General features: G+C 67.2%; 22 protein-coding genes. 12 read left to right on the forward strand and 10 right to left on the reverse strand.

Going from position 1 to position 20,757, the window contains the following annotated elements:
* Nucleotides 1–182: 182 nt before the first annotated feature.
* Nucleotides 183–380, forward strand: coding sequence for a hypothetical protein (locus tag ACFPAH_RS17110; RefSeq protein WP_379747698.1), 198 nt, complete (start codon nucleotides 183–185; stop codon nucleotides 378–380).
* Nucleotides 381–442: 62 nt separating this feature from the next.
* On the opposite strand, the gene ACFPAH_RS17115 is transcribed toward ACFPAH_RS17110, so the two are convergent.
* Nucleotides 443–997 carry a carboxymuconolactone decarboxylase family protein gene (locus tag ACFPAH_RS17115; RefSeq protein WP_379747700.1) on the reverse strand — a complete coding sequence of 185 codons (555 nt, stop codon included), beginning with the start codon at nucleotides 995–997 and terminating at the stop codon, nucleotides 443–445.
* A 131-nt stretch (nucleotides 998–1,128) separates the two neighbouring features.
* Here ACFPAH_RS17115 and ACFPAH_RS17120 point away from each other — a divergent pair, with 131 nt between their 5' ends.
* A complete protein-coding gene (locus tag ACFPAH_RS17120; protein ID WP_379747702.1) occupies nucleotides 1,129–2,454 on the forward strand; it encodes an aspartate aminotransferase family protein in 1,326 nt (441 codons plus the stop codon).
* Nucleotides 2,455–2,614: 160 nt separating this feature from the next.
* On the opposite strand, the gene ACFPAH_RS17125 is transcribed toward ACFPAH_RS17120, so the two are convergent.
* The 3 genes from ACFPAH_RS17125 to ACFPAH_RS17135 all read right to left on the reverse strand — a co-directional run bounded on the left by ACFPAH_RS17125 (nucleotide 2,615) and on the right by ACFPAH_RS17135 (nucleotide 4,461).
* Nucleotides 2,615–3,454, reverse strand: a complete 840-nt coding sequence (locus ACFPAH_RS17125) for a fumarylacetoacetate hydrolase family protein (RefSeq protein ID WP_379747704.1) — start codon at nucleotides 3,452–3,454, stop codon at nucleotides 2,615–2,617.
* Between the two features lie 63 nt (nucleotides 3,455–3,517).
* Nucleotides 3,518–3,886, reverse strand: coding sequence for a c-type cytochrome (locus tag ACFPAH_RS17130; protein ID WP_379747706.1), 369 nt, complete (start codon nucleotides 3,884–3,886; stop codon nucleotides 3,518–3,520).
* Nucleotides 3,883–4,461 carry a c-type cytochrome gene (locus ACFPAH_RS17135; protein ID WP_379747708.1) on the reverse strand — a complete coding sequence of 193 codons (579 nt, stop codon included), beginning with the start codon at nucleotides 4,459–4,461 and terminating at the stop codon, nucleotides 3,883–3,885. Before ACFPAH_RS17135 ends, ACFPAH_RS17130 begins: the two co-directional genes overlap by 4 nt.
* Before the next feature lie 91 nt (nucleotides 4,462–4,552).
* Here ACFPAH_RS17135 and ACFPAH_RS17140 point away from each other — a divergent pair, with 91 nt between their 5' ends.
* The 4 genes from ACFPAH_RS17140 to ACFPAH_RS17155 are packed head-to-tail and all read left to right on the forward strand — an operon-like array spanning nucleotide 4,553 to nucleotide 8,740.
* Complete coding sequence (locus ACFPAH_RS17140; RefSeq protein WP_379747710.1) at nucleotides 4,553–4,948, forward strand: c-type cytochrome; 396 nt, start codon at nucleotides 4,553–4,555, stop codon at nucleotides 4,946–4,948.
* Entirely contained in the window at nucleotides 4,945–5,874 is a 930-nt protein-coding gene (coxB, locus tag ACFPAH_RS17145; protein WP_379747712.1) for a cytochrome c oxidase subunit II, read from the forward strand. The genes ACFPAH_RS17140 and coxB overlap by 4 nt, the downstream gene beginning before the upstream one ends.
* Nucleotides 5,871–8,399 (forward strand): cytochrome c oxidase subunit I, encoded by a 2,529-nt coding sequence (gene ctaD / locus ACFPAH_RS17150; RefSeq protein ID WP_379747714.1) that lies wholly within the window; start codon nucleotides 5,871–5,873, stop codon nucleotides 8,397–8,399. Before coxB ends, ctaD begins: the two co-directional genes overlap by 4 nt.
* Nucleotides 8,400–8,413: 14 nt before the next feature.
* Nucleotides 8,414–8,740, forward strand: a complete 327-nt coding sequence (locus ACFPAH_RS17155; RefSeq protein WP_379747716.1) for a hypothetical protein — start codon at nucleotides 8,414–8,416, stop codon at nucleotides 8,738–8,740.
* 1 nt (nucleotide 8,741) lies between these two features.
* Here the strand turns inward: ACFPAH_RS17155 and ACFPAH_RS17160 are convergent, their stop codons facing one another.
* From ACFPAH_RS17160 to ACFPAH_RS17170, 3 genes are all read right to left on the reverse strand, one after another.
* On the reverse strand, nucleotides 8,742–10,058 hold the full coding sequence (locus tag ACFPAH_RS17160) for a PQQ-dependent sugar dehydrogenase (protein WP_379747718.1): 1,317 nt from the start codon (nucleotides 10,056–10,058) through the stop codon (nucleotides 8,742–8,744).
* A gap of 96 nt (nucleotides 10,059–10,154) precedes the next feature.
* The gene (locus ACFPAH_RS17165) at nucleotides 10,155–11,447 is read right to left on the reverse strand and encodes an MFS transporter (protein ID WP_379747720.1); all 1,293 of its coding nucleotides are present in this window, start codon (nucleotides 11,445–11,447) and stop codon (nucleotides 10,155–10,157) included.
* A 5-nt stretch (nucleotides 11,448–11,452) separates the two neighbouring features.
* Nucleotides 11,453–12,850: a lysine 2,3-aminomutase gene (locus tag ACFPAH_RS17170; protein ID WP_379747722.1), complete on the reverse strand. Its 1,398-nt coding sequence runs from the start codon at nucleotides 12,848–12,850 to the stop codon at nucleotides 11,453–11,455.
* A gap of 290 nt (nucleotides 12,851–13,140) precedes the next feature.
* On the opposite strand from ACFPAH_RS17170, the gene ACFPAH_RS17175 reads away from it, so the two are divergent.
* The 3 genes from ACFPAH_RS17175 to ACFPAH_RS17185 all read left to right on the forward strand — a co-directional run bounded on the left by ACFPAH_RS17175 (nucleotide 13,141) and on the right by ACFPAH_RS17185 (nucleotide 15,953).
* A complete protein-coding gene (locus tag ACFPAH_RS17175; protein WP_379747724.1) occupies nucleotides 13,141–13,590 on the forward strand; it encodes a cache domain-containing protein in 450 nt (149 codons plus the stop codon).
* A gap of 138 nt (nucleotides 13,591–13,728) precedes the next feature.
* The gene (locus tag ACFPAH_RS17180; protein WP_379747726.1) at nucleotides 13,729–14,184 is read left to right on the forward strand and encodes a cache domain-containing protein; all 456 of its coding nucleotides are present in this window, start codon (nucleotides 13,729–13,731) and stop codon (nucleotides 14,182–14,184) included.
* Nucleotides 14,185–14,240: 56 nt separating this feature from the next.
* Nucleotides 14,241–15,953, forward strand: coding sequence for a methyl-accepting chemotaxis protein (locus ACFPAH_RS17185; RefSeq protein ID WP_379747728.1), 1,713 nt, complete (start codon nucleotides 14,241–14,243; stop codon nucleotides 15,951–15,953).
* Here the strand turns inward: ACFPAH_RS17185 and ACFPAH_RS17190 are convergent.
* Nucleotides 15,934–16,503 (reverse strand): DNA-3-methyladenine glycosylase, encoded by a 570-nt coding sequence (locus tag ACFPAH_RS17190; RefSeq protein ID WP_379747730.1) that lies wholly within the window; start codon nucleotides 16,501–16,503, stop codon nucleotides 15,934–15,936. The two genes, ACFPAH_RS17185 and ACFPAH_RS17190, sit on opposite strands and share 20 nt — an antisense overlap.
* Before the next feature lie 135 nt (nucleotides 16,504–16,638).
* On the opposite strand from ACFPAH_RS17190, the gene ACFPAH_RS17195 reads away from it, so the two are divergent.
* The 3 genes from ACFPAH_RS17195 to ACFPAH_RS17205 all read left to right on the forward strand — a co-directional run bounded on the left by ACFPAH_RS17195 (nucleotide 16,639) and on the right by ACFPAH_RS17205 (nucleotide 19,215).
* Nucleotides 16,639–17,544 (forward strand): HDOD domain-containing protein, encoded by a 906-nt coding sequence (locus ACFPAH_RS17195; protein WP_379747732.1) that lies wholly within the window; start codon nucleotides 16,639–16,641, stop codon nucleotides 17,542–17,544.
* Between the two features lie 81 nt (nucleotides 17,545–17,625).
* Nucleotides 17,626–18,801 carry a tetratricopeptide repeat protein gene (locus ACFPAH_RS17200; RefSeq protein ID WP_379747735.1) on the forward strand — a complete coding sequence of 392 codons (1,176 nt, stop codon included), beginning with the start codon at nucleotides 17,626–17,628 and terminating at the stop codon, nucleotides 18,799–18,801.
* 93 nt (nucleotides 18,802–18,894) lie between these two features.
* The gene (locus tag ACFPAH_RS17205) at nucleotides 18,895–19,215 is read left to right on the forward strand and encodes an ArsR/SmtB family transcription factor (RefSeq protein ID WP_379747737.1); all 321 of its coding nucleotides are present in this window, start codon (nucleotides 18,895–18,897) and stop codon (nucleotides 19,213–19,215) included.
* A gap of 207 nt (nucleotides 19,216–19,422) precedes the next feature.
* Here the strand turns inward: ACFPAH_RS17205 and infA are convergent, their stop codons facing one another.
* On the reverse strand, nucleotides 19,423–19,689 hold the full coding sequence (gene infA / locus ACFPAH_RS17210; protein ID WP_379747739.1) for a translation initiation factor IF-1: 267 nt from the start codon (nucleotides 19,687–19,689) through the stop codon (nucleotides 19,423–19,425).
* Nucleotides 19,690–20,192: 503 nt separating this feature from the next.
* Nucleotides 20,193–20,738: a DNA-deoxyinosine glycosylase gene (locus tag ACFPAH_RS17215; protein WP_379747741.1), complete on the reverse strand. Its 546-nt coding sequence runs from the start codon at nucleotides 20,736–20,738 to the stop codon at nucleotides 20,193–20,195.
* Between the last annotated feature and the right edge of the window lie 19 nt (nucleotides 20,739–20,757).

The following is a 20,757-nucleotide window of genomic DNA, read 5'->3' on the forward strand; positions in this document are numbered from 1 at the left end:
GAAACACAGGGGTCATCCACTGTGACCGCAATCGCGCTCTTGAGTTCAGCGAGACGGAATGGCTCGTCAACTGGGTTTCCCGATGCAACGAAAGTCAGGACAAGCGCGTCCGGCCCCCTGCTGTAAAATCAGACGGCGGCCGATCACGTCGATTTGCCGATGCAACAGTAAAGGGACAAGGTATGGCCAAGAAGGAAGAGCTCGACGAAGAAACGATGGCGCTGATTAACTGGTGCATCGAAGTCGAAAAGCACCTGGTCGCCGGCGGCGCCACCCAGAAGCAGGCGCAAGACCACATCGAGGAAGAAGTCGAGTGGTTCACCGACCTGTTCTACGACGGCTTGACGCCGGAAGAAGCGGCCAAGGAAGCGCTGGCCTGAGCGCGGACGCCCACGCTGCCGGCTAGTCCGGCGCGCTGCCTGTTATTTCGGCGCGCTGCCTGTCATTTCGGCAGCGCCGCGGCGCTCGACGCCGGCACCTCGGTGCGCGCCGTGTTCATCACCATCGCCAGGAAAGTGTAGTAGCCGTTCAATCCCACCAAATCGACCACGCCCTGCTCGCCGAACAGCGCGAGCGCATCATGGTAGGTCGGGTCCGAGACGCCCTTGTCCCGGTGCAGCTCGATACAGAAGTCGTGCACCGCGGCTTCGTCCACCAGCATGTTCTGCGGCCGTTCGCGCCGCCCGATGGCGTCGATGACGCCCTGCGGTATCCCCACGTGCGCCGCGATCGGCGCATGGATCGCCCATTCCACGCCCTGGTTCCACTGGCGCGCCGTTACCAGGATGGCGAGCTCCGACAAGCGCGCGCCGATCGCGCTGCGGTAGCGCAAGTACTCGCCCATGCGCTGGGCATTTTCCAGCAGCTCGGGACTCCTCAGCAGCGGCACGAAGGGGCCGTACAAGGCGCCGCGCGGACCATGGATGACGGCGTCGGCGGCGCGGCGCTGGGCCTCGGTCAGCTGGTCCGGGGGAATCGGGCGGAGGCGGTCGGTCATGGGATCCGGGTCGGCATCGCAGAAGTGTATGGACGGAAAAATATTCGCACAGCTTCCGTTAAAGATCAAAGGAATCCGAAGCCGCCCCGTTTATTGTCAACCGTCAACTTTTTTTGTTGGAGGGAAAGACAATGAGCACCATCATCCACCGCAGCCTGCGCCAGGCGCCGCCAGTCGCGGTGCACGCATCCGGCGTCACCGTGTTCGACCATGCCGGCAATGCCTACCTCGACGCCAGCGGCGGCGCGGCCGTGTCCTCCCTGGGACACGGGCACCCGGACGTGATCGCCGCCATGCACCGCCAGATCGACCGCTGCGCTTATGCGCACACGGCCTTCTTCACCACCGAAGCGGCCGAGGAGCTGGCCGAACGGCTGGTCGCCGTCGCGCCAAGCGGCATCAAGGCGGTGTACCTGGTCTCGGGCGGTTCGGAAGCGATGGAGACGGCGCTCAAGCTGGCGCGCCAGTACGTGGTCGAGGGCGGCGAAACCAGGCGTTCGGTGTTCATCGCACGCCGCCAGAGCGGCCACGGCGACACGCTCGGGGCGCTGGCGGTCGGCGGCAACGCGTGGCGCCGCCAGCCCTTCGCGCCGTTGCTGATGGACGTGCCGCGCGTGGCGCCCTGCTACGAATACCGCGACCGCCGCGACGGCCAGAGCGTGGACGATTACACCGCGCTGCTGCTCGACGAACTGGAAACAGCGATCATGGCTGCGGGGCCGGAGCGGGTCATCGGTTTCGTCGCCGAGCCGGTGGTGGGCGCCAGCGGCGGCGCAATCCCGCCGACGCCGGGCTATTTCAGGGGCGTGCGCGCCATCTGCGACCGCCACGGCATCCTGTTCATCGCCGACGAGGTGACGTGCGGGATGGGCCGCACCGGCACCATGTTCGCCATCGAGCAGGACGGCGTGGCGCCGGACATCATCGCCGTGGCCAAAGGCCTGGGCGCGGGCTACCAGCCGGTGGGCGCGGTGCTGGCCCAGGGGGCGATCGTCGAGCGCCTGCGCCACGGCAGCGGCAGCTTCCTGCACGGCCATACCTATGGCGGCCATCCGGTGGCGGCCGCCGCGGCGCTCGCCGTGCAGCAGGTGATCGCGCGCGACGGCTTGCTGGAACAGGTGCAGCGGCGCGGCGCGACCTTGCGGCGCATGCTGGGCGACGTCTTCGGCAAGCACGAGCACGTGGGCGATATCCGCGGGCGCGGGCTGTTCCTCGGGATGGAGCTGGTGCAGGACCGGGCGACCAAGGAGCCCTTCGCGCCGGCGCGCAAGCTGCACGCGGCGATCAAGGCGGAGGCGATGGCGCGCGGGTTGATGGTGTACCCGATGGGCGGCACCATCGACGGCCAGCGCGGCGACCACATCCTGCTGGCGCCGCCCTTCATCGTCACCGCCTACGAGCTGTCGGAGATGGTGGCGCGGCTGGCGGAGGCGGTCGACGCCGCGATCAAGGTGTAATGACGTAGGGTGGAGTCCCGACTCCACGCGTAAAGCGTGCGCCGCGTTGACGCATCCGACTCCACGCGTAAAGCGTGCGCCGCGTTGACGTATCCCGACTCCACGCGTAAAGCGTGCGCCGCGTTGACGCATGCTTCACGCGTGGACACAGGTGTCCACCCTACGCCACCACTTCCGCCTGCTGCTCGCCCAGCCCGGCGATGCCGAGGCGCAGGGTGTCGCCCTTCTTGAGGTAGCGCTGCGGCTTGCGGCCCATGCCGACGCCCGGCGGGGTGCCGGTGGCGATGATGTCGCCCGGCTCGAGCGTCATGAAGCGCGACAGGTAGCTGACGATCTGCGCCACCGTGAAGATCATGTTCGCCGTGTTCCCGGTCTGCATGCGCTTGCCGTTCACTTCGAGGTAGAGGTCGAGGTCCTGCACGTCGTACACGTCGTCGCGGGTGACCAGGAAGGGGCCGACCGGGCCGAAGGTATCGCAGCCTTTTCCTTTATCCCACTGCGAGCCCATCTCGAACTGGTAGGCGCGTTCCGAGACGTCGTTCACGACGCAATAACCGGCCACGCATTTCAGTGCCTCTTCTTCGCTCACGTACTGCGCGCGGGTGCCGATCACGACGCCCAGTTCGACTTCCCAGTCGGTCTTTTTCGACCCTTTCGGCAGCCGGATCGGGTCGTCCGGGCCGTTCAGGCAGCTGATCGCCTTGGTGAAGAAGATCGGCTCGGGCGGCACCTCGGCGCCGGTCTCGGCCGCGTGGTCGGCGTAGTTCATGCCGATGCCGATGAATTTGCCGACACCTTTCACGGGCACGCCCATCCGCGGATTGCCGCGCACCAGCGGCAGGCTTGCCGGATCGACCTTCGCCAGCTTGCGCAGGGCGCGGTCGTTCAATACCGAAGCGTCGATGTCGGCAATCACGCCGGACAGGTCGCGCAGGCGCCCTTCATCGTCGAACAGGCCCGGCTTCTCTTTACCCGGGCGGCCATAGCGCACCAATCTCATTGCATTCTTCCAATTTAGCAGGGGAATGCATGATACCAAGAACCGGGCGTGGACTGGACGGCCCTACTTTCCCGGTCCCAGCAGCCAGGCGCTCATGTCGATGGCATCGCGTTCGCTCACGCCCATCGCCGGCATGGCGGTATGCGGGTCGATCGCCTGCGGATCGCGGATCCAGCGCACCAGGTTGGCCTGGTTGTTGGGCAGGCCGCCGGCGATGAAGCGCCGTTCGGCCAGGTCGACCAGCGGGCGGCCGACATAGGTTTCGGGACCGCTGATGCCGGGGATCATGTGGCAGGCGCGACAAGCGTGCTGGGCCAGCGCGGCGCGCCCCCGTTGCGGGTCGCCCTGCAAGGCGGTCGAGGTGGCGGGCGCCTGGCCGCAGCCGGCCAGCAGCGCCAGCGCCACGGCGCATGTCAGCAGGCGCGCGCTCATCGGGCCACCTGCGCAGGGGCCGGCGCGGCCGCCGATGGCGCCGCCCTTGGCCCAGTGGCGGCCGCATAGTCGCCTGCCGACATGGCCGGCAGCACCTGCATGAAGGCCACCACGGCCCATAAATCGGTCTCGCTCAAATGAAACTCCCAGGCCGGCATGCCGCTCATCTTGATGCCGTGCCGCGTGATCCAGTACAGCTCGCGCGGCCGCCAGCGCTTGCTGGCGTCGACCAGGGGGCCCGGCAAGGGTTGCATGCTCTGCCCGATCTTGGCCTGCGCGACGCCCGGAGCGCCGTGGCACTGCACGCACTGGGCGCTGTAGACCTGCGCGCCGCGCGCTACCTGCTGCGGCGCGCCCAGCGCCGGCACCACCACGTCGCGCGAATGGTGGCCGACCGAGTAGCGCATGCCCTGCTCGAGCACCGAATAAGTCAGCTGCAGGTGCTGGGAGGTGGCGGTGGTGTCGTACCAGCCGGCGCGCAGCACGACGAAACCCGCGACGCCGGCGGCCAGCCCGGCCAACACCAGGGTGGCGGCGGCGGTTTTCAGGATCAGGCGGGTACGGTTGGAAGGCATCGATGGCGCTTGGCTGGGGTGCACACTGTTGAAAAATTGATATTTTTATTCTTGTATTATATAGAGCCGACACACTTCGCCGGATTCAATTGTGCGCAACCAATTCGTCTGCTCCGTCTTCCCGCTGGTCCGCCGCCTCGGCGCGCTGGGGCTGTGCGTGGCGCTGGCCGGCTGCGGCGAGCGCGAAGCCGCGGCCGTCGTCGCCGGCGGCGATCCCGCCCAGGGCCAGCGCCTGATGGCGCAATACCAATGCACGGCCTGTCATGCGATCCCGGAGGTGCCCGGCGCCGCCGGCAACGCCGGCCCGCCGCTGGAACGCTTCGGCCGGCGCAGCTACATCGCGGGCGGCATCCCGAACACGCCCGCCAACCTGGCACGCTGGCTCGACAATCCGCAGGCCATGAAGCCGGGCACCGCGATGCCGGATCTCGGCGTCTCGCCGGGTGAAGCGCGCCACATGGCGGCCTACCTGGCCACGCTGCAATGAGCGCGCCCCTGCAGTCTGCCCTGCATCCGGCCGGCCCGGACGCGGCCATCATCGCCAACATGACCTGGGTGCTGTTCGGCGGCGGCGCGCTCATCTTCGCCGGCGTGATGGTGCTCGCGGCCCTGGGCATGCGCCGCAGCGGGCGTCCGGTGACGCCGCGCCGCTGGATCCTCGGCGCCGGCTTCGCCTTCCCGGTGGTGGTGCTCAGCGTCCTGCTGGTGTGGAGCACCCTGCGCAGCGCCGAACTGACACCCCAGACCTCGCGCGGCGCGATGACGGTCGGCGTGACCGCCAAGATGTGGTGGTGGGAAGTGCGCTACCACGACCCGGCCAGCGGGCGCGAAGTCACCAGCGCCAACGAAATCCGCATCCCGGTCGGCAAGCCGGTCTACATCGGCCTGACCTCGACCGACGTGATCCACAGCCTGTGGATCCCTTCCCTGAACGGCAAGATGGATACCGTCCCGGGCCGCATCAACGGCCTGACCCTGCAGGCCGACAAGCCCGGCATTTATCGCGGCCAGTGCGCAGAGTACTGCGGCGAGCAGCACGCACGCATGGCGCTGCACGTGGTGGCGCTGCCCCAGGAGGAATTCGACCGCTGGCTGGCGCAGGAAGCGCAGCCGGCGCGCGAACCGAGCGGCCCCCTGATCGAGCGCGGGCGCGCCGCCTTCCTCGAGCAGCGCTGCCAGAGCTGCCACACGATCCGCGGCGTGGCCGAAGGCGCGCGCCTGGGGCCGGACCTGACCCACGTGGGCGGGCGCACGCACATCGCGGCCGGCACCCTGCGCAACCACAGCGGCACGCTGGCCGGCTGGATCGCCGACCCGCAGGCCATCAAGCCTGGCGCGCGCATGCCCGCCGCCACCGACATCGACGGCCCCACGCTGAACGCGCTCGCCGCTTACCTCGAGCACCTGAAATGACGCAGACCGCCCTTGACCAACGCCAGCCCGCCTCGCTGCCCTCCTCGCTGCCCCGCCCCGAAGGCGAATTCGAGCGGCTGAAGCAGGCCTGGCGCACCCCGACCGGGCTGCGCTTCCTCACCAGCGTCAACAACACCAGCATCGGCCTGCTCTACATCGGTACGGCGATGCTGTTCTTCCTGCTCGCCGGCATATTGGGGCTGATGATGCGCACCCAGCTGGCGGTGCCGGACAACGACCTGCTCAGCGCCTCCGTCTACAACCAGGTCTTCACGATGCACGGCACGGTGATGATGTTCCTGTTCGCGATTCCCATCGTCGAGGCGATCGCCGTCTACCTGCTGCCGAACATGCTGGGCGCGCGCGACCTGCCCTTCCCGCGCCTGTCGGCCTATGCCTACTGGGCCTATGCGATCGGCGGGCTGGCCTTCTTCACCACCCTGTTCTTCGGCCTGGCGCCGGACGGCGGCTGGTTCATGTATCCGCCACTGACCGGCAAGCAGTATTCGCCGGGAATCAACGCCGACTTCTGGCTGCTCGGGATCGGCTTCATCGAGATCTCGGCGATCGCCGGCGCCATCGAACTGATCGTCGGCATCCTGTTCACCCGCGCGCCGGGCATGACGCTGGCGCGGATGCCGGTCTACGCCTGGGCGATGCTGGTGGTGGCCGTGATGATCGTGTTCGCCTTCCCGGCCATCATTGCCGGCACCACGCTGCTGGAACTGGAGCGCGCCTTCGACTGGCCCTTCTTCATCGCCGAGCGCGGCGGCGACCCGATCCTGTGGCAGCACCTGTTCTGGTTCTTCGGCCACCCCGAGGTGTACATCATCTTCCTGCCGGCCGCCGGCATGGTTTCGACCATGATCCCGACCATCGCCGGCTCGCCGCTGGTAGGCCGCCGCGCCATCATCGTGGCGCTGGTGGGGGTCTGCTTCTTCAGCTTCGGGTTGTGGGCGCACCACATGTTCACGGCCGGCCTGGGCGTGATGACGATGAGTTTCGTTTCCGCCGCCAGCATGGCGGTCGCGGTGCCGACCGCCATCCAGGTGTTCGGCTGGATCGCCACGCTCTGGCGCGGCAAGGTCGAGCTGACCGCGCCGGCGCTGTTCCTGGCCGGCTTCATGTTCATCTTTGTCCTCGGCGGCCTGACCGGCGTGATGGTCGCCGTGCTGCCCTTCGACTGGCAGGCCCACGACACCTATTTCATCGTCGCCCACCTGCATTACGTGCTGGTCGGCGGCATGGTGTTCCCGGTGTTCGCCGCCCTGTATTACTGGCTGCCGCTGGTCAAGGGCCAGCGCCTGTCCGAACGGGTCGGCAAATGGGTGTTCTGGCTGATGTTCGGCGGGTTCAACATCTCCTTCCTGCCGATGCACCTGACCGGCCTGCTGGGCATGCCGCGCCGGGTCTACACCTATTCGAGCGAGATGGGCTGGGATACCCTGAACATGGTGTCGACGCTCGGCGCCTTCGTGCTGGGCGCCGGCGTGCTGCTGTTCCTGGTCGACCTCGTGCGCACCCAGCGCCGTCCCGAGCAAGCCCCCGGCAACCCGTGGAATGCCTCCACCCTCGAGTGGCTGCCGTCCGAGTCGTATGCCACGCGCAGCATCCCCGAGATCCACTCGGCCGATCCGCTGTGGGACCAGCCGGGCCTGGCCGAACAGGTCGAGGCCGGCCGGCATTACCTGCCCGGCACGGTCAGCGGCAAGCGCGAGACCATCGCCACCAGTCCGATCGCCGCCAGGCCCACCTACCTGATGATCCTGCCGGGCGACAGCTGGCTGCCACTGCTCGCGGCGGCCGGCACCGCCGGCTTCTTCCTGCTGTTGACGGTCAAGATGATATTCGTCGCCTGGACCTGCGGCATCATCGCAGTGGCGTCGACCATCGCCTGGCTGTGGGGCTCGGACCAGGCGCAGCCGATCAGGCAAGCCAAGGTATCGGACACCCTGACGCTGCCGGTCGGCGCGCGCGGCGTGCACTCGCATTCGTGGTGGGCGACCATCATCATGCTGGTGGTGGACGCGACCATTTTTGCTTCGCTCGTCTTCGCCTACATCCACATCTCGATGCGACTGGAAGTCTGCCCGCCGCCGTCGGCCAGCCTGCCCGGGCGGATCTGGCCCTTGCTCTCAGGCCTGTTGCTGCTGGCGGCATCAAGCCTGATGCTGCTGGGCGCGCGCGGCATCGGCCGCCGCTGGCTGCCCTGGCTGGTGCTGGCCGCCACCGCCTGCATGGCGGCCGGCTTCCTGGTCGACCTGCACGGCTACCAGCTCGCCGGCCTGGCGCCGCGCACGCTGGCCTGGAGCGCGACGATCGCGGCGATCGTCGCCTACCAGGGTTTCCACGTGGTGGTGCTGGCGATCGCGGGCTGCTACCTGGCCGCGCGCGCCTGGAGCGGGCGCCTGACGGCGTCCAGCCGCGCCACCTTCGACAACACGGCCCTGCTGTTTTATTACACGACGCTGCAGGGCATCGTCGGGGCGCTGGCGGTGCACGTCGTGCCCCTGCTGATGGATTAACGATGGAGCGACTGATGCGCGAACGGTTCTTTGGCAAGCTGCTGCGCGCGACCCTGCCGCTGCTGGTGTGGGGCGTTCACTTCGCCGCCTGTTACGTGCTGGTCGCGTTTCAATGCAGCCCGGCGGGTTTTGCGCCGGGCAGTCCGCAGCGCCTGCCCTTGGCCTTGATGACGCTGGCGGCGCTGGGGGTCTGCGCCGTGCTGGCCTGGCGCATGCGCGCCACGCTGGCCGGCGCGCCCGCCTCGCTGTTCGAACGCGCCGAGGCCGGAATGGCCGTGCTGGGCTTCATGGGAATCGCGTGGACTTCGGTGCCGCTGTGGTTTGTCGCCGGCTGCGCCTAGGCTACGGTGCCTTGCGCACGCGCCAGATGACGTTGCCGACGTCGTCCGCCACCAGCAAGGCTCCCGCCTTGTCGATCGCCACGCCGACCGGACGGCCGTAGGCGTCGCCATCCCGGTTGACGAACCCGGTGAGCACGTCGACCGGCTTGCCGTTCGGCCTGCCGTTCGCGAAGGGTACGAACACGACCTTGTAGCCCGACAGCGGCTTGCGGTTCCAGGAGCCGTGCTGGCCGATGAAGGCGCCGCCGGCGAACTGCGGGCCGAGCTGCGCGCCTTCGGCGAAGGCCAGGCCGAGGGCGGCGACGTGGGCGCCGAGCGCGTAGTCGGGCACGATGGCTTGCGCCACCAGGTCCGGGCGCGGCGGCTGGATGCGCTGGTCGACGTGCTGGCCGTAGTAACTGTAGGGCCAGCCGTAGAAACCGCCCTCCTTGACCGAGGTCAGGTAGTCGGGCACGAGGTCGCTGCCGATCTCGTCGCGCTCGTTCACGACCGTCCACAGCACGCCCGTCTGCGGCTCCCAGCCCATCCCGTTCGGGTTGCGCAGGCCGGAGGCGAACAGGCGCGTGGCGCCGCTTTTCAGGTCGACCTCGAGGATCGCGGCGCGGTGGGCTTCGATCGCCATGCCGTTCTCGCCGACGTTGCTGTTCGAGCCGACCGTGGCGTAGAGCTTGGCGCCGTCGCGGCTGGCGATGATGTTCTTGGTCCAGTGGTGGTTCAGGCCGGCCGGCAGCGGCGCCACCTGTTGCGCCGCTGCCGTGATGTCGGTGGCGCCCTCCCGGTACGGGAAGCGCACGATGCCGTCGGCGTTCGCCACATACAAGGTCTCGCCGACCAGCGCCATCCCGAACGGCGAATGCAGGCCTTTGAGGAAGACGCTGCGGGTTTCCGCCACGCCGTCGCCGTCGGCATCGCGCAGCAGCGTGATGCGGTCGGCGCTCGGCACCCCGGCGCCGGCCCTGGCCATGACCATGCCCATGACCCAGGCGCGGATGCCGGATTGCTTCGTTTCGGGAGTCTGCGGCTTGTTCGATTCGGCCACCAGCACGTCGCCGTTGGGCAGCACGTGCAGCCAGCGCGGGTGATCGAGGCCAGTGGCGAACGCGGCGACCTGCAGGCCCGCCGCCGCCGCCGGCTTGCCCCCTTCCGGCCAGCCCCTGGCCGGCGCGATGTCCACCGTCGGGATCAGGGTCTTGTGCGGTGCCGGCAGCGTCGGCGTGGGACCGATGCCGGCACCGGCCGGAAGCGTGGACTTGTCGCCGCAGGCGCCGAGGGTAAGCAGTACGGCGGCAGCGATGACGGCTGGCGGGTGAAGGCGCATGGTGTTCTCCTGACCGGAATGGTGGCAAGAATAACAATACCCCTGTGCCCGTTTCCATGCAATACACATGCAAATGCGACGCACTACGATGCGCCTTCACGCCGCCCGCTGCACCTCCTCGCCGATCTCGACGTGCGAGCGCGGCGGCGCCATGCGCTGCCGTGCCCACTTCAGCAGGCCCGGCAGCTGGAGCAGCACCAGCAGCCCGAACGCGGTCTGGTAAGCCAGCGGCGGATAATGGCCGAAGCTGTCGGGCTGCCACAACCCGACCACCAGGCCGAACCCGGCCTGCACCAGGAAGGCGCCGACGAAGATCAGGAGGTTCAGGCAGGTGGAGGCGCGCCCGGTCAGTTCACGCGGCACCGTCTGCGCGACGATCGCGTATTCCATGCCGGTGATCGTGCCCACCAGGGTAAACAGCACGGCCAGCAACTGGTAACTGGGGGCATAATTCAACACGATCATGCACTGCACGCCGACAAAGACCGCCACCCCGAACCCGGCGAGGTCGAGCGGCTTGATGCCGCGCCGCGCAGCGCGTTCGGTCCCGATGCCGACGGCGATGGCGCCGAAGATCACTGCCGCCATGCTCATGTACAGCAGGTAGGCCACGGCGGCCTCCGGAAACCGCGCCACGTCGGTCAGCCAGCGCCCGATCCACAAGCCCTGGATACCGAAGAAGACCGTGTGCGGAATCAGGATCAGCGAGATGGTCTTGCGAAACGCGGGTTCGCGGTAGACGTCCAGCACCGACTTCAATGTCGGCACCCTGGCGCTGCGCACCGGCGCCTCGCGCGGCGCCACCATCCAGATCAGTATGCCGGCACAGGCGGTCAGCGCGGCGAGGGCGACGAACAGGCCGCGCCAGTCGGTATGCTCCAGTGCCATCCGCACCGGCACCGTTGCCGAGGCCGAGCCCAGGCCGCCGACGGCGATCAGGTAGCCGTGCACGGAAGGCACCTTGCCTGGTGAGATCCAGCTCGAAATCACCTTCACCGCCGACATGAAGCAGGCTCCCAGGCCGAGTCCGATGAGGGCACGCGCGAATGCCAGCTGGGCGAAGCTTTCCCCTTTCGCGAACAACAGCGTGCCTGCCGCCGCCACCAGCATCAGCACCAGTTGCACCTTGCGTGGGCCATAGCGGTCGAGCGCAATCCCGACCGGCAGCTGCACCAGCGCATAGGAGAGGAAGAAGACGCTGGTGAGCAAGCCAAGCTGGCCGGGGCTCAGGGACAGCGATCCGACCAGGTGGGGCGCCAGGAGCGAGTTCACGTTACGCAGCAACAAGGACAGGTAGTGCCCGAACGCGAACGGCAGGAACACGTGGAAGAATACTGCGATGCCGGAGAGCCGCTGCGGCTTTCCGTCGAGGTCGATAGCGGTCCGCATGATGGTCAGGCCAGTTCCAGCGAGGCATCGTGCGCGTGCGCATCGCGGCCCACCGCCGGCACAACCGGAATCACCTTGCGTTGGCGGGCGGCGCCGGTATCGGCGGCCTCGAAGAAGAACTTGCTGTGGCCGAAGGCCGGTAGTAGCTGGTCGAACCGGGTCGCGCCAGGGTCGAACCTGGCGTAGAAAGGCCGGCCCACCCAATCGCGGTTGTGGGCCGCCAGGAACTGCAACGCGAACACGCGCTCGCCTTGGATGGTGACGATCCCGTCGATCGCCACCTTGCCGGCGGATGTGCTCATCGAGGGACCGGTGACGATGTCCTCGAGCCCGGGAAGGGTGCGGCAGGCGGCCTGGAAGACCTCATGGGCACGCGCCAGCGGCACCGAAAAATAGTCCTGTGGCCCGCTGTCGCGGCCGACGAGCAGATGGTGGGGAACGGCGCCAAGCTTCGCTCCGGCGGCCCACAGCTCGGCCCAGCTGGCCGGGTCGTCGTTCACGCCGCGCAGTAACGGACCTTGCATGCGCAGCGAAGCGCCGCTGGCGACGATATGCCGCACTGCCTGTTGCGCCACCTCGTTGCGCAGCTCGACCGGGTGGCTGTAGTGGCCGAGGACGGCCAGGCGCTTGCCGCTGGCGGCCACGCGCTCGAACAGGCGCAGCAGGTCGCCTGAATCGTGTCCACTGACGAAACGGTGCGGCCACCATGCGAGCGACCTGGTGTCGATCCGGATGCTCCGGATATGCGCCAGTTCAGGCGCCAGCAAGGGTTCGATGCACGCGGCCAGCGCATCGGTGGACATGCTCAGCGGGTCGCCGCCGGTGATCAGGACGTCGCTCACCGCGAGGTGGGTGCGCAGGTAGGAGACCAACCCGGCCACCGCCCGGGTATCGAGCGTCATCGCGTCCTTGGTAGAGACCCGGGACCGGCGGGGGCAGCAGGTGCAGCGGGCGTAGCAGGTCTGGGCGGAGCTGGGAAAGAACTGCAGGCTTTCCGCATATTTGTGCCGGAGGCCACGCTGCGCTGCGTCGTCCAGCCCAGCCAGGCCGTGCGTGGCCGGGCCTGGCCGGTGCGGATGCGTGCGCATCCGGATCCTGCGCGCCATCGCGGCAATGGCTGCTTCGTCTTTTTTAAACAGCACCAGTTCGCGCAGCTGTGCATAGTCCTCGGCGGGCAGCATAGCGCGTTGGGGAAAGGTCAGCCGGAAGATCGGGTCGTCGGGGACCTTGTGCCAGTCGATCAATCGGTCGAGGACGAACTGGTTGGTCCGAAACGGCAGTACATGCGACATCACCTGTACGGCTTCCTGCTGGTCGGCACTCATCCACTGCCACTGGCGGGCCAGGAAAATCGTCTGGCGGGTATAGGGCTTGAACCTGGTCGACGTTGTTTCGGTAATCACGACATTCTCCAAGAAGGGAAGCAATGGCCATTAGGGACTCAAATTTCCTTGAAGAATCAATACTAGAACTTGCACCTAGGAAATCAGTTGCAGCAAATCAACAAAGGATCCATGGTTAATAAGTTACCTTGAAGAAATTAAATTGGCACGTATGCGGCCAGTGGCGGCGCGTTGCCCAAGCCAAGCCAACCTTGCGCTGCCGCAATTGAATGCCTTGAGGAAAGCGTACATTACGCATGCGCAGAGGCAACAAGACTGCTGCCCTAACCAATTTTGAACAAGGAGATGACATGAAACGAGTGCTGACCGCCGCCCTGTTCGGCCTTTCCATGGCAAGCGCCGTCGCTTCCGAGCCGACTGCCAAGGATGCAATCGCGATGGTCGAACGCGGTGCCGCTTTTGCCAAGGCGAACGGCAAGGAAGCCCTGCTGCAGAAGATCACTGCCAAGGACCCGGACTTCGTACAGGGATCGATGTACATCTATGTGCGCGATTTCCCCGTCGGCGTGAACATCGCCCACCCCTACAACCAGTCGATCGTCGGCAAGGACCTCAACGACGTCCCTGATGTCAACGGCAAAATGTACCGCCGCGAAATCATGGAAATGGCCAAGAAGGACGGCAAGGGCTGGGTCGACTACATGTACAAGAACCCGGATAACGGCAAGATCGAGGCCAAGACCAGCTACCTGATGCGGGTGAACGATATTGTCCTGATCGCGGGCATCTACAAGAAATAAGCCTTCTGATCGGCGGCAGCCGGCAAGAGCACGGGCCATCGCCGGCCAGCCGGCTGCCGCGCGGTGCGCCTGGCGACAGCGCTGCAGTACACCCTCGACATGGCCTGGAGCGGCATGTCTTATCGAAAGGATTGCCTCATGAAGCTCCTCGCCACTGCCACCGCCCTCTGCCTCGGACTTGCCTGCTCCGGCGCACTGGCCAACGAACCTAGCGAACAGGACGCCATCGCAATGGTCGAGCGTGGCGCTGCCCTGATCAAGGCCAAGGGTAAAAAGGAAATGATCAAGCGCCTTCAGGCCAGGGACCCGGCGTTTGCCCAGGGCTCGCTGCATGTCGACCTGCGCGACGTCAAGACGGGCATCGTGCTGGCGCACCCGTACAACCCATCGATCGTCGGCATGGACTTGACCGATGTCCCGGACGCGAACGGCAAGAAGTACCGCCGCGAGATCATCGAGCTCGCTGCAGCCAAGGGCAAGGGCTGGGTCGACTACCAATACAAGGACCCGCGCACCGGCAAGATCGAGCAGAAGAGCAGCTATGTCCTGCTCGTCGACGGCGTCGTGCTGGAAGCAGGCATTTACAAGAAGTAAGCCGCTAATCGGCCAGGGCGGCTTCGGCCGCCTTTTTCATTTGCAAGGGGATGAGCATGCTGAAAAAACTACGGATTGGCCCGAAGCTGCTGCTGGCGCCGGGATTGGTGCTGGTGCTGCTGACGCTGCTCTCCGGCGCCGCCTATTACGGCATGGTGCGCCAGCATGCCTCGCTGGAGAACATGGTCCAGGTGCGCGCCGCGCGCCTGCAGGATGCGGCCGATGTCGCCGGCGATGCGAAATACGCACACGCGAACATTTACCAGCTGCTGGCCTGGGTCAGCGGCAGCTTCGCCAAGAACCGGCTCGACGCGCTGATCGGCGACATCAACAAGAAGCACGCCGTCATCAAGACCCGCCTCGACGCGCTGGCGAAAGTGGCGGACCCGGCAGAGCGCAAACTGATCGATGCTTCCGCCACGGCCCTGGCAGCCTACCGCAAGGCGGTGCTGGAAACGATCGAGATGGCGCAGGTCGACCAGTCGCTCGGCACCAATTCGATGCAGAAGGCGGAGAAGCAATTCAATGTCCTCGACACCCAACTCGCCCAGCTGTCGACGCTGGAAAGACGCCTGAGCGAAGAAGCCTATGCGGCGGCCGGCACCGAGTTCCGTACGCTCGGGATATCGATGGCGGTACTGGTAGTGCTGTCGATCGCGCTGTCGCTCGCCGTAACGATGCTGGTGCGCCGGGCCATGCTGCTCGATATCCGCGCCATCTCGAACGTAGTGGCGGAGCTGGCCGAGGGCAGGCTGGCCAGCGCCACCGCCAGTACCGGCCGCGACGAGATCGCCGACACCTCGCGCGCCCTCGACCATACGATCGCCACCCTGAACACGACGCTGCACGCGATATCGACCTCGGTGCGCTCGATCGACATCGCCTCGAAGGAGATCGCCACCGGCAACCTCGACCTGTCGACCCGCACCGAAATGCAGGCCGGATCGCTCGAGCAGACCGCCAGCGCCATGGAGACCCTGACCGTGGCCGTCAAGGACAACGCCAACAATGCGCGCCTGGCCACCGACCTGGCGGCGGAAGCGGCGCGCCTGGCCAGCCACGGCGGGCAGGCGGTCGACCGCGCGGTGACGACGATGGAATCGATCCGCGCCAGCTCGCGCAAGATCGTCGAGATCATCGGCGTCATCGACGGCATCTCGTTCCAGACGAATATCCTGGCGCTCAACGCCGCGGTCGAGGCGGCGCGCGCCGGCGAGCAGGGGCGCGGCTTTGCCGTGGTGGCGTCCGAGGTGCGCACGCTGGCCCAGCGGTCGGCGGCGGCGGCGCGGGAAATCAAGGCCCTGATCGCCGACTCGGTGGCGATCATCGACGGCGGCGCCGCCTCGGTCAACGAAGCCGGCAGCAGCATGGGCCACATCGTCGCCTCGGTGCAGCAGGTCAACGACATCATCGAGCGCATCAGCGTGGCCAGCACCGAGCAGGCCGAGGGCATCGCCGAAGTCAATCGCGCGGTCGGCCAGATGGACGACATGACCCAGCAGAACGCGGCCCTGGTCGAGGAAGCGGCGGCGGCGGCCGAGAGCCTGCACGAGCAGACGGTGAACCTGGCGCGCGCCGTGTCGGTCTTCCAGATCGAGGGCGTGGAACCGCCTCCCGAGGCGCCGGAAGAGCAGGAGCAGGTTGAGGCCTTCCGCGATCCGCTCGAGCGGCGCGCTCCCGACAGCCCGCTGCGTGCGCGCGCGCCGCGCGCCCTCGCCCATGAGCAGGACCGCAAGCGGCCCGGGCGCCTCAGCGGAACGGACGGCTGACGAAGCGCGAGCCGGCCAGGCCGAAGCGCCAGGGCACGTCCATCGCCTTGGAGATGCCGATGCGCGGCCCCGTCACCACCTCCAGACCCGGCGCGGCCGCCTCCAGCTGGAACGGCGGCTGCGCCAGCGAGCGGCCGTTGAAGGCGCGCGTCACTTCCAGCGCCTGGCACAGCTTGCCGGGGCCGGAACACAGCTGCACCGGGTCCTGGGCATCGCGCCGCGCGCGCATCACGTCCAGCCCGGCAAGCGGCTCGAGCGCCCGGATCAGCACCCCGGCGCCGTGCCCCTCCTCGCGGCAGACGAAGTTCAGGCACCAGTGAATGCCGTAGGAGCGGTAGACGTAGGCGTGCGCCGGGGGGCCGAACATGGCGAAGTTGCGGTCGGTAGGGCCGGAGTAGGCGTGGGAGGCCGGGTCTTCGCGGTCGTACGCCTCGGTTTCGACGATGCGTCCGCCGACGCCGTCGACCAGCACCACCACGCCGATCAGCCGGCGCGCCACCTCCTCGGCCGGGGCGTTGAAATCGATTCCTGCAAGCGTAGTCGGATTCATGGAGGTCATTCTAGGCATGTTCGCAACACCGTTCTGTCCGTTTTGCCACATTACGCAGCCTGTTGCTGCACAGAAATGCGGCATGGTTTATAGTGGCACTCTTCGTTTTTTATTTCTCCCTAGCATCCCTCCCCCATGAGTACAGTTGCCGCCAAAGCCATGCCCGCACGCGCCCCCCGTGCCGCAGCCGCGCCCGCGGCAGCTGCGCCGGCAGGCGACGCCGTCGATGCCCTGATCAAGTCGATCCGCATTCCGCCCCGTCCCAGCCTGCTGGCCGACCTGCAGGCCGAACTGGCCTGCGCCGATCCGGCGCCGGAGCGGATCGGGCACATCGTCGCGCGCGACGTCGGCATGGCCGGCGCGCTGCTGAAACTGGCCAATTCGTCCCTGTTCGGCGGGCGCCGCGCGAAGTCGATCGAGCAGGCCATCCTGTTCCTCGGCATTAACCAGGTGGCGGCGCTGATGACCGGCCTGCTGGCGCGGCAGGCGATTCCCGCCGAGAGCCCGGCGCTGGCGAACTTCTGGGACGTGTCGACCAAGCGCTCGCACGCGATGGTTTTCCTGTCGCGCCGGCTGCGCATCGGCGCGCCCGACATCGCCCATACCTTCGGCCTGTTCTGCGACACCGGCATGCCCCTCATGATGGGCCGCTTCCCCGGCTATGAAGGCACCTTCCTCGACGCCGGCGCCGAAGCGTTGCGCGCCTTCACGGCGGTCGAGGACGAGCGCCACAGCGCCAACCATGCGGCTATCGGCACCCTGCTGGCGCGTAACTGGGGCTTGTCGAGCGAAGTCGCGTGGGCCATCCTGCACCATCACGACTACGCGGTGCTCGAGGACGAGAGCACGGACGACGCGGTGCGCTCGCTGGTGGCGCTGTCGCTGCTGGCCGAGCGTGCGATCTGCCGCTACCGCGGCCTGGCCGCGTCGATCGAATGGGACAAGGGCGGCGCCCGCGCCCAGGCCTACCTGTCGCTCGACGAAGACGAAACCGCCGAACTGCTCGACGAACTCGAAGAAGCCCTGCACGACGACCACTAGCGGCGCCACAGGCTCCGCGGTCTTTGACAGCGCCCCCCAAGCGGCCGATACTGGAAGCAGATCACCGGTAAGGGAGGCGCTATGCGACACTGGTTCCTGCTGCTGTTCGTGTCATTGGCCGGCTGCGCCAGCGCGCCGCCGCCCCCGCCCTCGCTGGCCGGACTGCTCGACGACAGCGCCTTCCCCGCGCCCGCCTCTCCCGTCACGGCGGCCGACCTGTTCACCCTGAGCCCCGCCATGTCGGCGCACCTGCGCAGCCGCGCTTTCCAGGCCAGGCTGCGCGAACAGGGCACGGCGCGCGGCCTGCTGACGGCGCTCTACGACAAGAGCGACCTGAAGCTCGACTACGATGCCACGCGCACCCAGACGGCCGCGCAAACCTATGCGGCGCGCTCAGGCAACTGCCTGTCGCTGGTCATCATGACGGCCGCATTCGCGCGCGAACTGGGCATGCGGGTACGCTTCCAGAGCGTCCAGGCCGACGAGACCTGGAGCCGCGCGAATGCGCTCTATCTCGTCAGCGAGCACGTCAACATCAACCTGGCGCCGGGCGCGCGCTCGTTCGACTCGATCGAAGCGGGCAGCGAACTGACGGTCGATTTCCTGCCCGCGGCGGCCGCCGGCCGGATGCGCACGCGCCAGCTGGAAGAAGCCGATATCGTGGCGCTGTACATGAACAACCGCGCTGTCGAGGAACTGGTCGAGGGGAGAAACGCCGAAGCCTACTGGTGGGCCCGGGCTGCGCTCCGGGCGCGGCCCTCGGTGCTGACCGCCTACAACACCCTGGGCGTGATCTACTACCGCAGCGGCCGGCCGCTGCTGGCCGAACGCGTCTACCGCGCCGCGCTCGAGCGCGAGCCGGATAACCTGGTCGTGATGCAGAACCTGGCGCCGCTGCTGGCCGCCAACGGCAAGCCGGCCGAATCGGCGGCCCTGGCGCAGCGCATCGCGCGACTCAATCCAGAGCCGCCTTTCCATTATTTCGACCAGGGGATGGCCGCCTGGCACGCGAACGATTTCGCCCGGGCGCGCATGCTGTTCGCACGCGAAGTGGCACGCGCGCCCTACAACGACGAGTTTCACTTCTGGCTGGGGCTGGCCCACCTGCGCCTGGGAGAATGGCGCCAGGCGGCGAATCAGCTGGCACTGGCGCGCGATACCAGCGTGCGGGCCGACACCCGCGAACGCTACTCGGCCAAACTGGAACACCTGCGCATCGCCAGCGCGGCCAGCGTGCCGCTCCCGCGCCGGCAGTAGCGCCGAGCCGCGGCATACCAGGGCGCATTGACAGCGCGCGGCCTTCGGCGCACACTAAATTAACTTATTAGCTAAGTGTTAAACGAATGTGAAATGAGCATCGATAAAATCTTCGACGCCCTGGCGTCGGCGCCGCGCCGCAAGATCCTCGCCCTGCTCAACAGCGCCGAGCTGACGACCAGCAGCCTGTCCGAACAGCTCGGCATCAGCACGCCGGCCATTTCGCGTCATCTCTCGGTATTGGAAAACGCCGGGCTGGTCAGCGGCGAGCGGCGCGGGCAGTTCGTGTATTACCGGCTCAACGCCGACCACCTGGCCCACCACCTGTCCGGCTTCCTGTTCGGATTGCGTTCGACGGCCGCTCCGCTGGAGCGCACCCCGGGCGGGCTGGCCAAGCAGCGCGAGCCGGACTGACCCTGGAGAAGACATGCCACAGCCGAGCGGGAGCCCGGCTGATGGGCGCTCGACGTGCCGGCCGCGTGCGCGGATTGCCCGCGGCATGATGGGGAATGACTGCGCGCGCCCCGAGACCGGGGCTGCGGCATGTGCTGTTGCTGCCCGCCGCGCGCTGGAAACCGTGCGCTGCGTGCGGGAAAGCAAAGCTGGCTCAGCGGCTCCCGCTCAGCGGCGGCGCTGGAAACCGGTGCGTGGCGCAGGGGCGCCGCGCTGTTCGATGTGACGGAACACGATACGGCCCTTGTTCAGGTCGTACGGCGACAGTTCCAGCGTCACCTTGTCGCCGGCCAGGATGCGGATATGGTTTTTCTTCATCCGGCCCGAGGTATAGGCGACGAGCTTGTGGCCATTGTCGAGGTCGACGCGGAAACGCAGTTCCGGCAGCACTTCGGTGACGAGGCCATTCATTTCGATGAGTTCTTCTTTTGCCATGTTGTTCTTCCTTTGAGAGTTGTGCTGCGGGCCAGCGCATAACAAAAGCGCCGCGACGATGCTGCCTGATACCAGCGCCCGCGGGACTGGATCGGAGTAAGAGTGGACAGGCCGCTCGGGGAGCGGATAGGTGAACGGCGGCGGCTTCGATCCGGGACTGCAGCCGGACGCCGACCTGCGCGGTAGAGAAAAAAAAGCCCGCTTGCTGCGGGCTTCGTTTCAATGTATTGCCAATGCTTGTATCGCTGCTCCAGCCGATGCTATCTGCAAGGTGCGGAGCCCTGGACGCCCATGCTATCTGCGTGGTGCCTCCGTCGGTGTAAGTCGACCAACGTATCTCGAATCACAATCCCGCTTTGCTGGTCGCGGCGACATTACACATATCGCACTGCGGGCTGCTGCGGGATGCCGTGGAAGTCACCAGAACTTCTACGACTGGACACAGTGTAGCACGGTTTGCGAAACCGCGTATGGCAGAGGAAACGCGGCGGCAGTCCGCGTGCTCAGGGGAACAAGCCAGCCTGAACCGGCGGACGCGGCGCGCTGCCGCTTTCTTCCGCCTCCACCAGTTGGCGCCACACGGCGAGCTTTTGCTCGAAGGACATCGCCATGTGGGCCGGCGAACTCGACGGCAGCACCACGGTCCGATAACCGGCCTGCGCAAACTGCGGCGCGAACTTGCCGGAAGCCTGGCCATTGAAACCGACGGTTTCCAGCATCGGGCACAGGTGCCGCAGCCGCTCGAAATCGTTGGCGGCCGGGTTGCGGATGCTCGAGTCGAGGCTGCCTTCGCGCTCGCAGGCATCGAGCACGTCCCACAGGCCGAAGCGGTGCGCGAGCAGGCGCGGCAGGCGCTCGGCATAGGGCAAGGCATACAATTCTTCGCCGACGAGGGCGCCGGCCAGCTTCCAGAACTGGTTGCGCGGGTGCGCATAGTACTGGCCTGCCGCCAGCGAGGCGGCGCCGGGAAAACTGCCCAGGACGAGGATGCGCGTGTCGGGGGCCAGCACCGGAGCGAGGCCGGTCATCCGCTTGGAGTCGTTGCTCATTCCCGCATTCTAGCTGCCG

Origin of the sequence: Massilia sp. GCM10023247 (assembly GCF_042653325.1) — a bacterium.
GTDB lineage: Bacteria > Pseudomonadota > Gammaproteobacteria > Burkholderiales > Burkholderiaceae_D > Telluria.

Excerpts from the sequence above, each read along its gene's own strand:
- ACFPAH_RS17110 (WP_379747698.1), top strand. The coding sequence starts at position 183 with ATGGCCAAGAAGGAAGAGCTCGACGAAGAAACGATGGCGCTGATTAAC.
- ACFPAH_RS17115 (WP_379747700.1), bottom strand. The coding sequence starts at position 997 with ATGACCGACCGCCTCCGCCCGATTCCCCCGGACCAGCTGACCGAGGCC.
- ACFPAH_RS17120 (WP_379747702.1), top strand. The coding sequence starts at position 1,129 with ATGAGCACCATCATCCACCGCAGCCTGCGCCAGGCGCCGCCAGTCGCG.
- ACFPAH_RS17125 (WP_379747704.1), bottom strand. The coding sequence starts at position 3,454 with ATGAGATTGGTGCGCTATGGCCGCCCGGGTAAAGAGAAGCCGGGCCTG.
- ACFPAH_RS17130 (WP_379747706.1), bottom strand. The coding sequence starts at position 3,886 with ATGAGCGCGCGCCTGCTGACATGCGCCGTGGCGCTGGCGCTGCTGGCC.
- ACFPAH_RS17135 (WP_379747708.1), bottom strand. The coding sequence starts at position 4,461 with ATGCCTTCCAACCGTACCCGCCTGATCCTGAAAACCGCCGCCGCCACC.
- coxB (WP_379747712.1), top strand. The coding sequence starts at position 4,945 with ATGAGCGCGCCCCTGCAGTCTGCCCTGCATCCGGCCGGCCCGGACGCG.
- ctaD (WP_379747714.1), top strand. The coding sequence starts at position 5,871 with ATGACGCAGACCGCCCTTGACCAACGCCAGCCCGCCTCGCTGCCCTCC.
- ACFPAH_RS17155 (WP_379747716.1), top strand. The coding sequence starts at position 8,414 with ATGCGCGAACGGTTCTTTGGCAAGCTGCTGCGCGCGACCCTGCCGCTG.
- ACFPAH_RS17160 (WP_379747718.1), bottom strand. The coding sequence starts at position 10,058 with ATGCGCCTTCACCCGCCAGCCGTCATCGCTGCCGCCGTACTGCTTACC.
- ACFPAH_RS17165 (WP_379747720.1), bottom strand. The coding sequence starts at position 11,447 with ATGCGGACCGCTATCGACCTCGACGGAAAGCCGCAGCGGCTCTCCGGC.
- ACFPAH_RS17175 (WP_379747724.1), top strand. The coding sequence starts at position 13,141 with ATGAAACGAGTGCTGACCGCCGCCCTGTTCGGCCTTTCCATGGCAAGC.
- ACFPAH_RS17180 (WP_379747726.1), top strand. The coding sequence starts at position 13,729 with ATGAAGCTCCTCGCCACTGCCACCGCCCTCTGCCTCGGACTTGCCTGC.
- ACFPAH_RS17185 (WP_379747728.1), top strand. The coding sequence starts at position 14,241 with ATGCTGAAAAAACTACGGATTGGCCCGAAGCTGCTGCTGGCGCCGGGA.
- ACFPAH_RS17190 (WP_379747730.1), bottom strand. The coding sequence starts at position 16,503 with ATGAATCCGACTACGCTTGCAGGAATCGATTTCAACGCCCCGGCCGAG.
- ACFPAH_RS17195 (WP_379747732.1), top strand. The coding sequence starts at position 16,639 with ATGAGTACAGTTGCCGCCAAAGCCATGCCCGCACGCGCCCCCCGTGCC.
- ACFPAH_RS17200 (WP_379747735.1), top strand. The coding sequence starts at position 17,626 with ATGCGACACTGGTTCCTGCTGCTGTTCGTGTCATTGGCCGGCTGCGCC.
- ACFPAH_RS17205 (WP_379747737.1), top strand. The coding sequence starts at position 18,895 with ATGAGCATCGATAAAATCTTCGACGCCCTGGCGTCGGCGCCGCGCCGC.
- infA (WP_379747739.1), bottom strand. The coding sequence starts at position 19,689 with ATGGCAAAAGAAGAACTCATCGAAATGAATGGCCTCGTCACCGAAGTG.
- ACFPAH_RS17215 (WP_379747741.1), bottom strand. The coding sequence starts at position 20,738 with ATGAGCAACGACTCCAAGCGGATGACCGGCCTCGCTCCGGTGCTGGCC.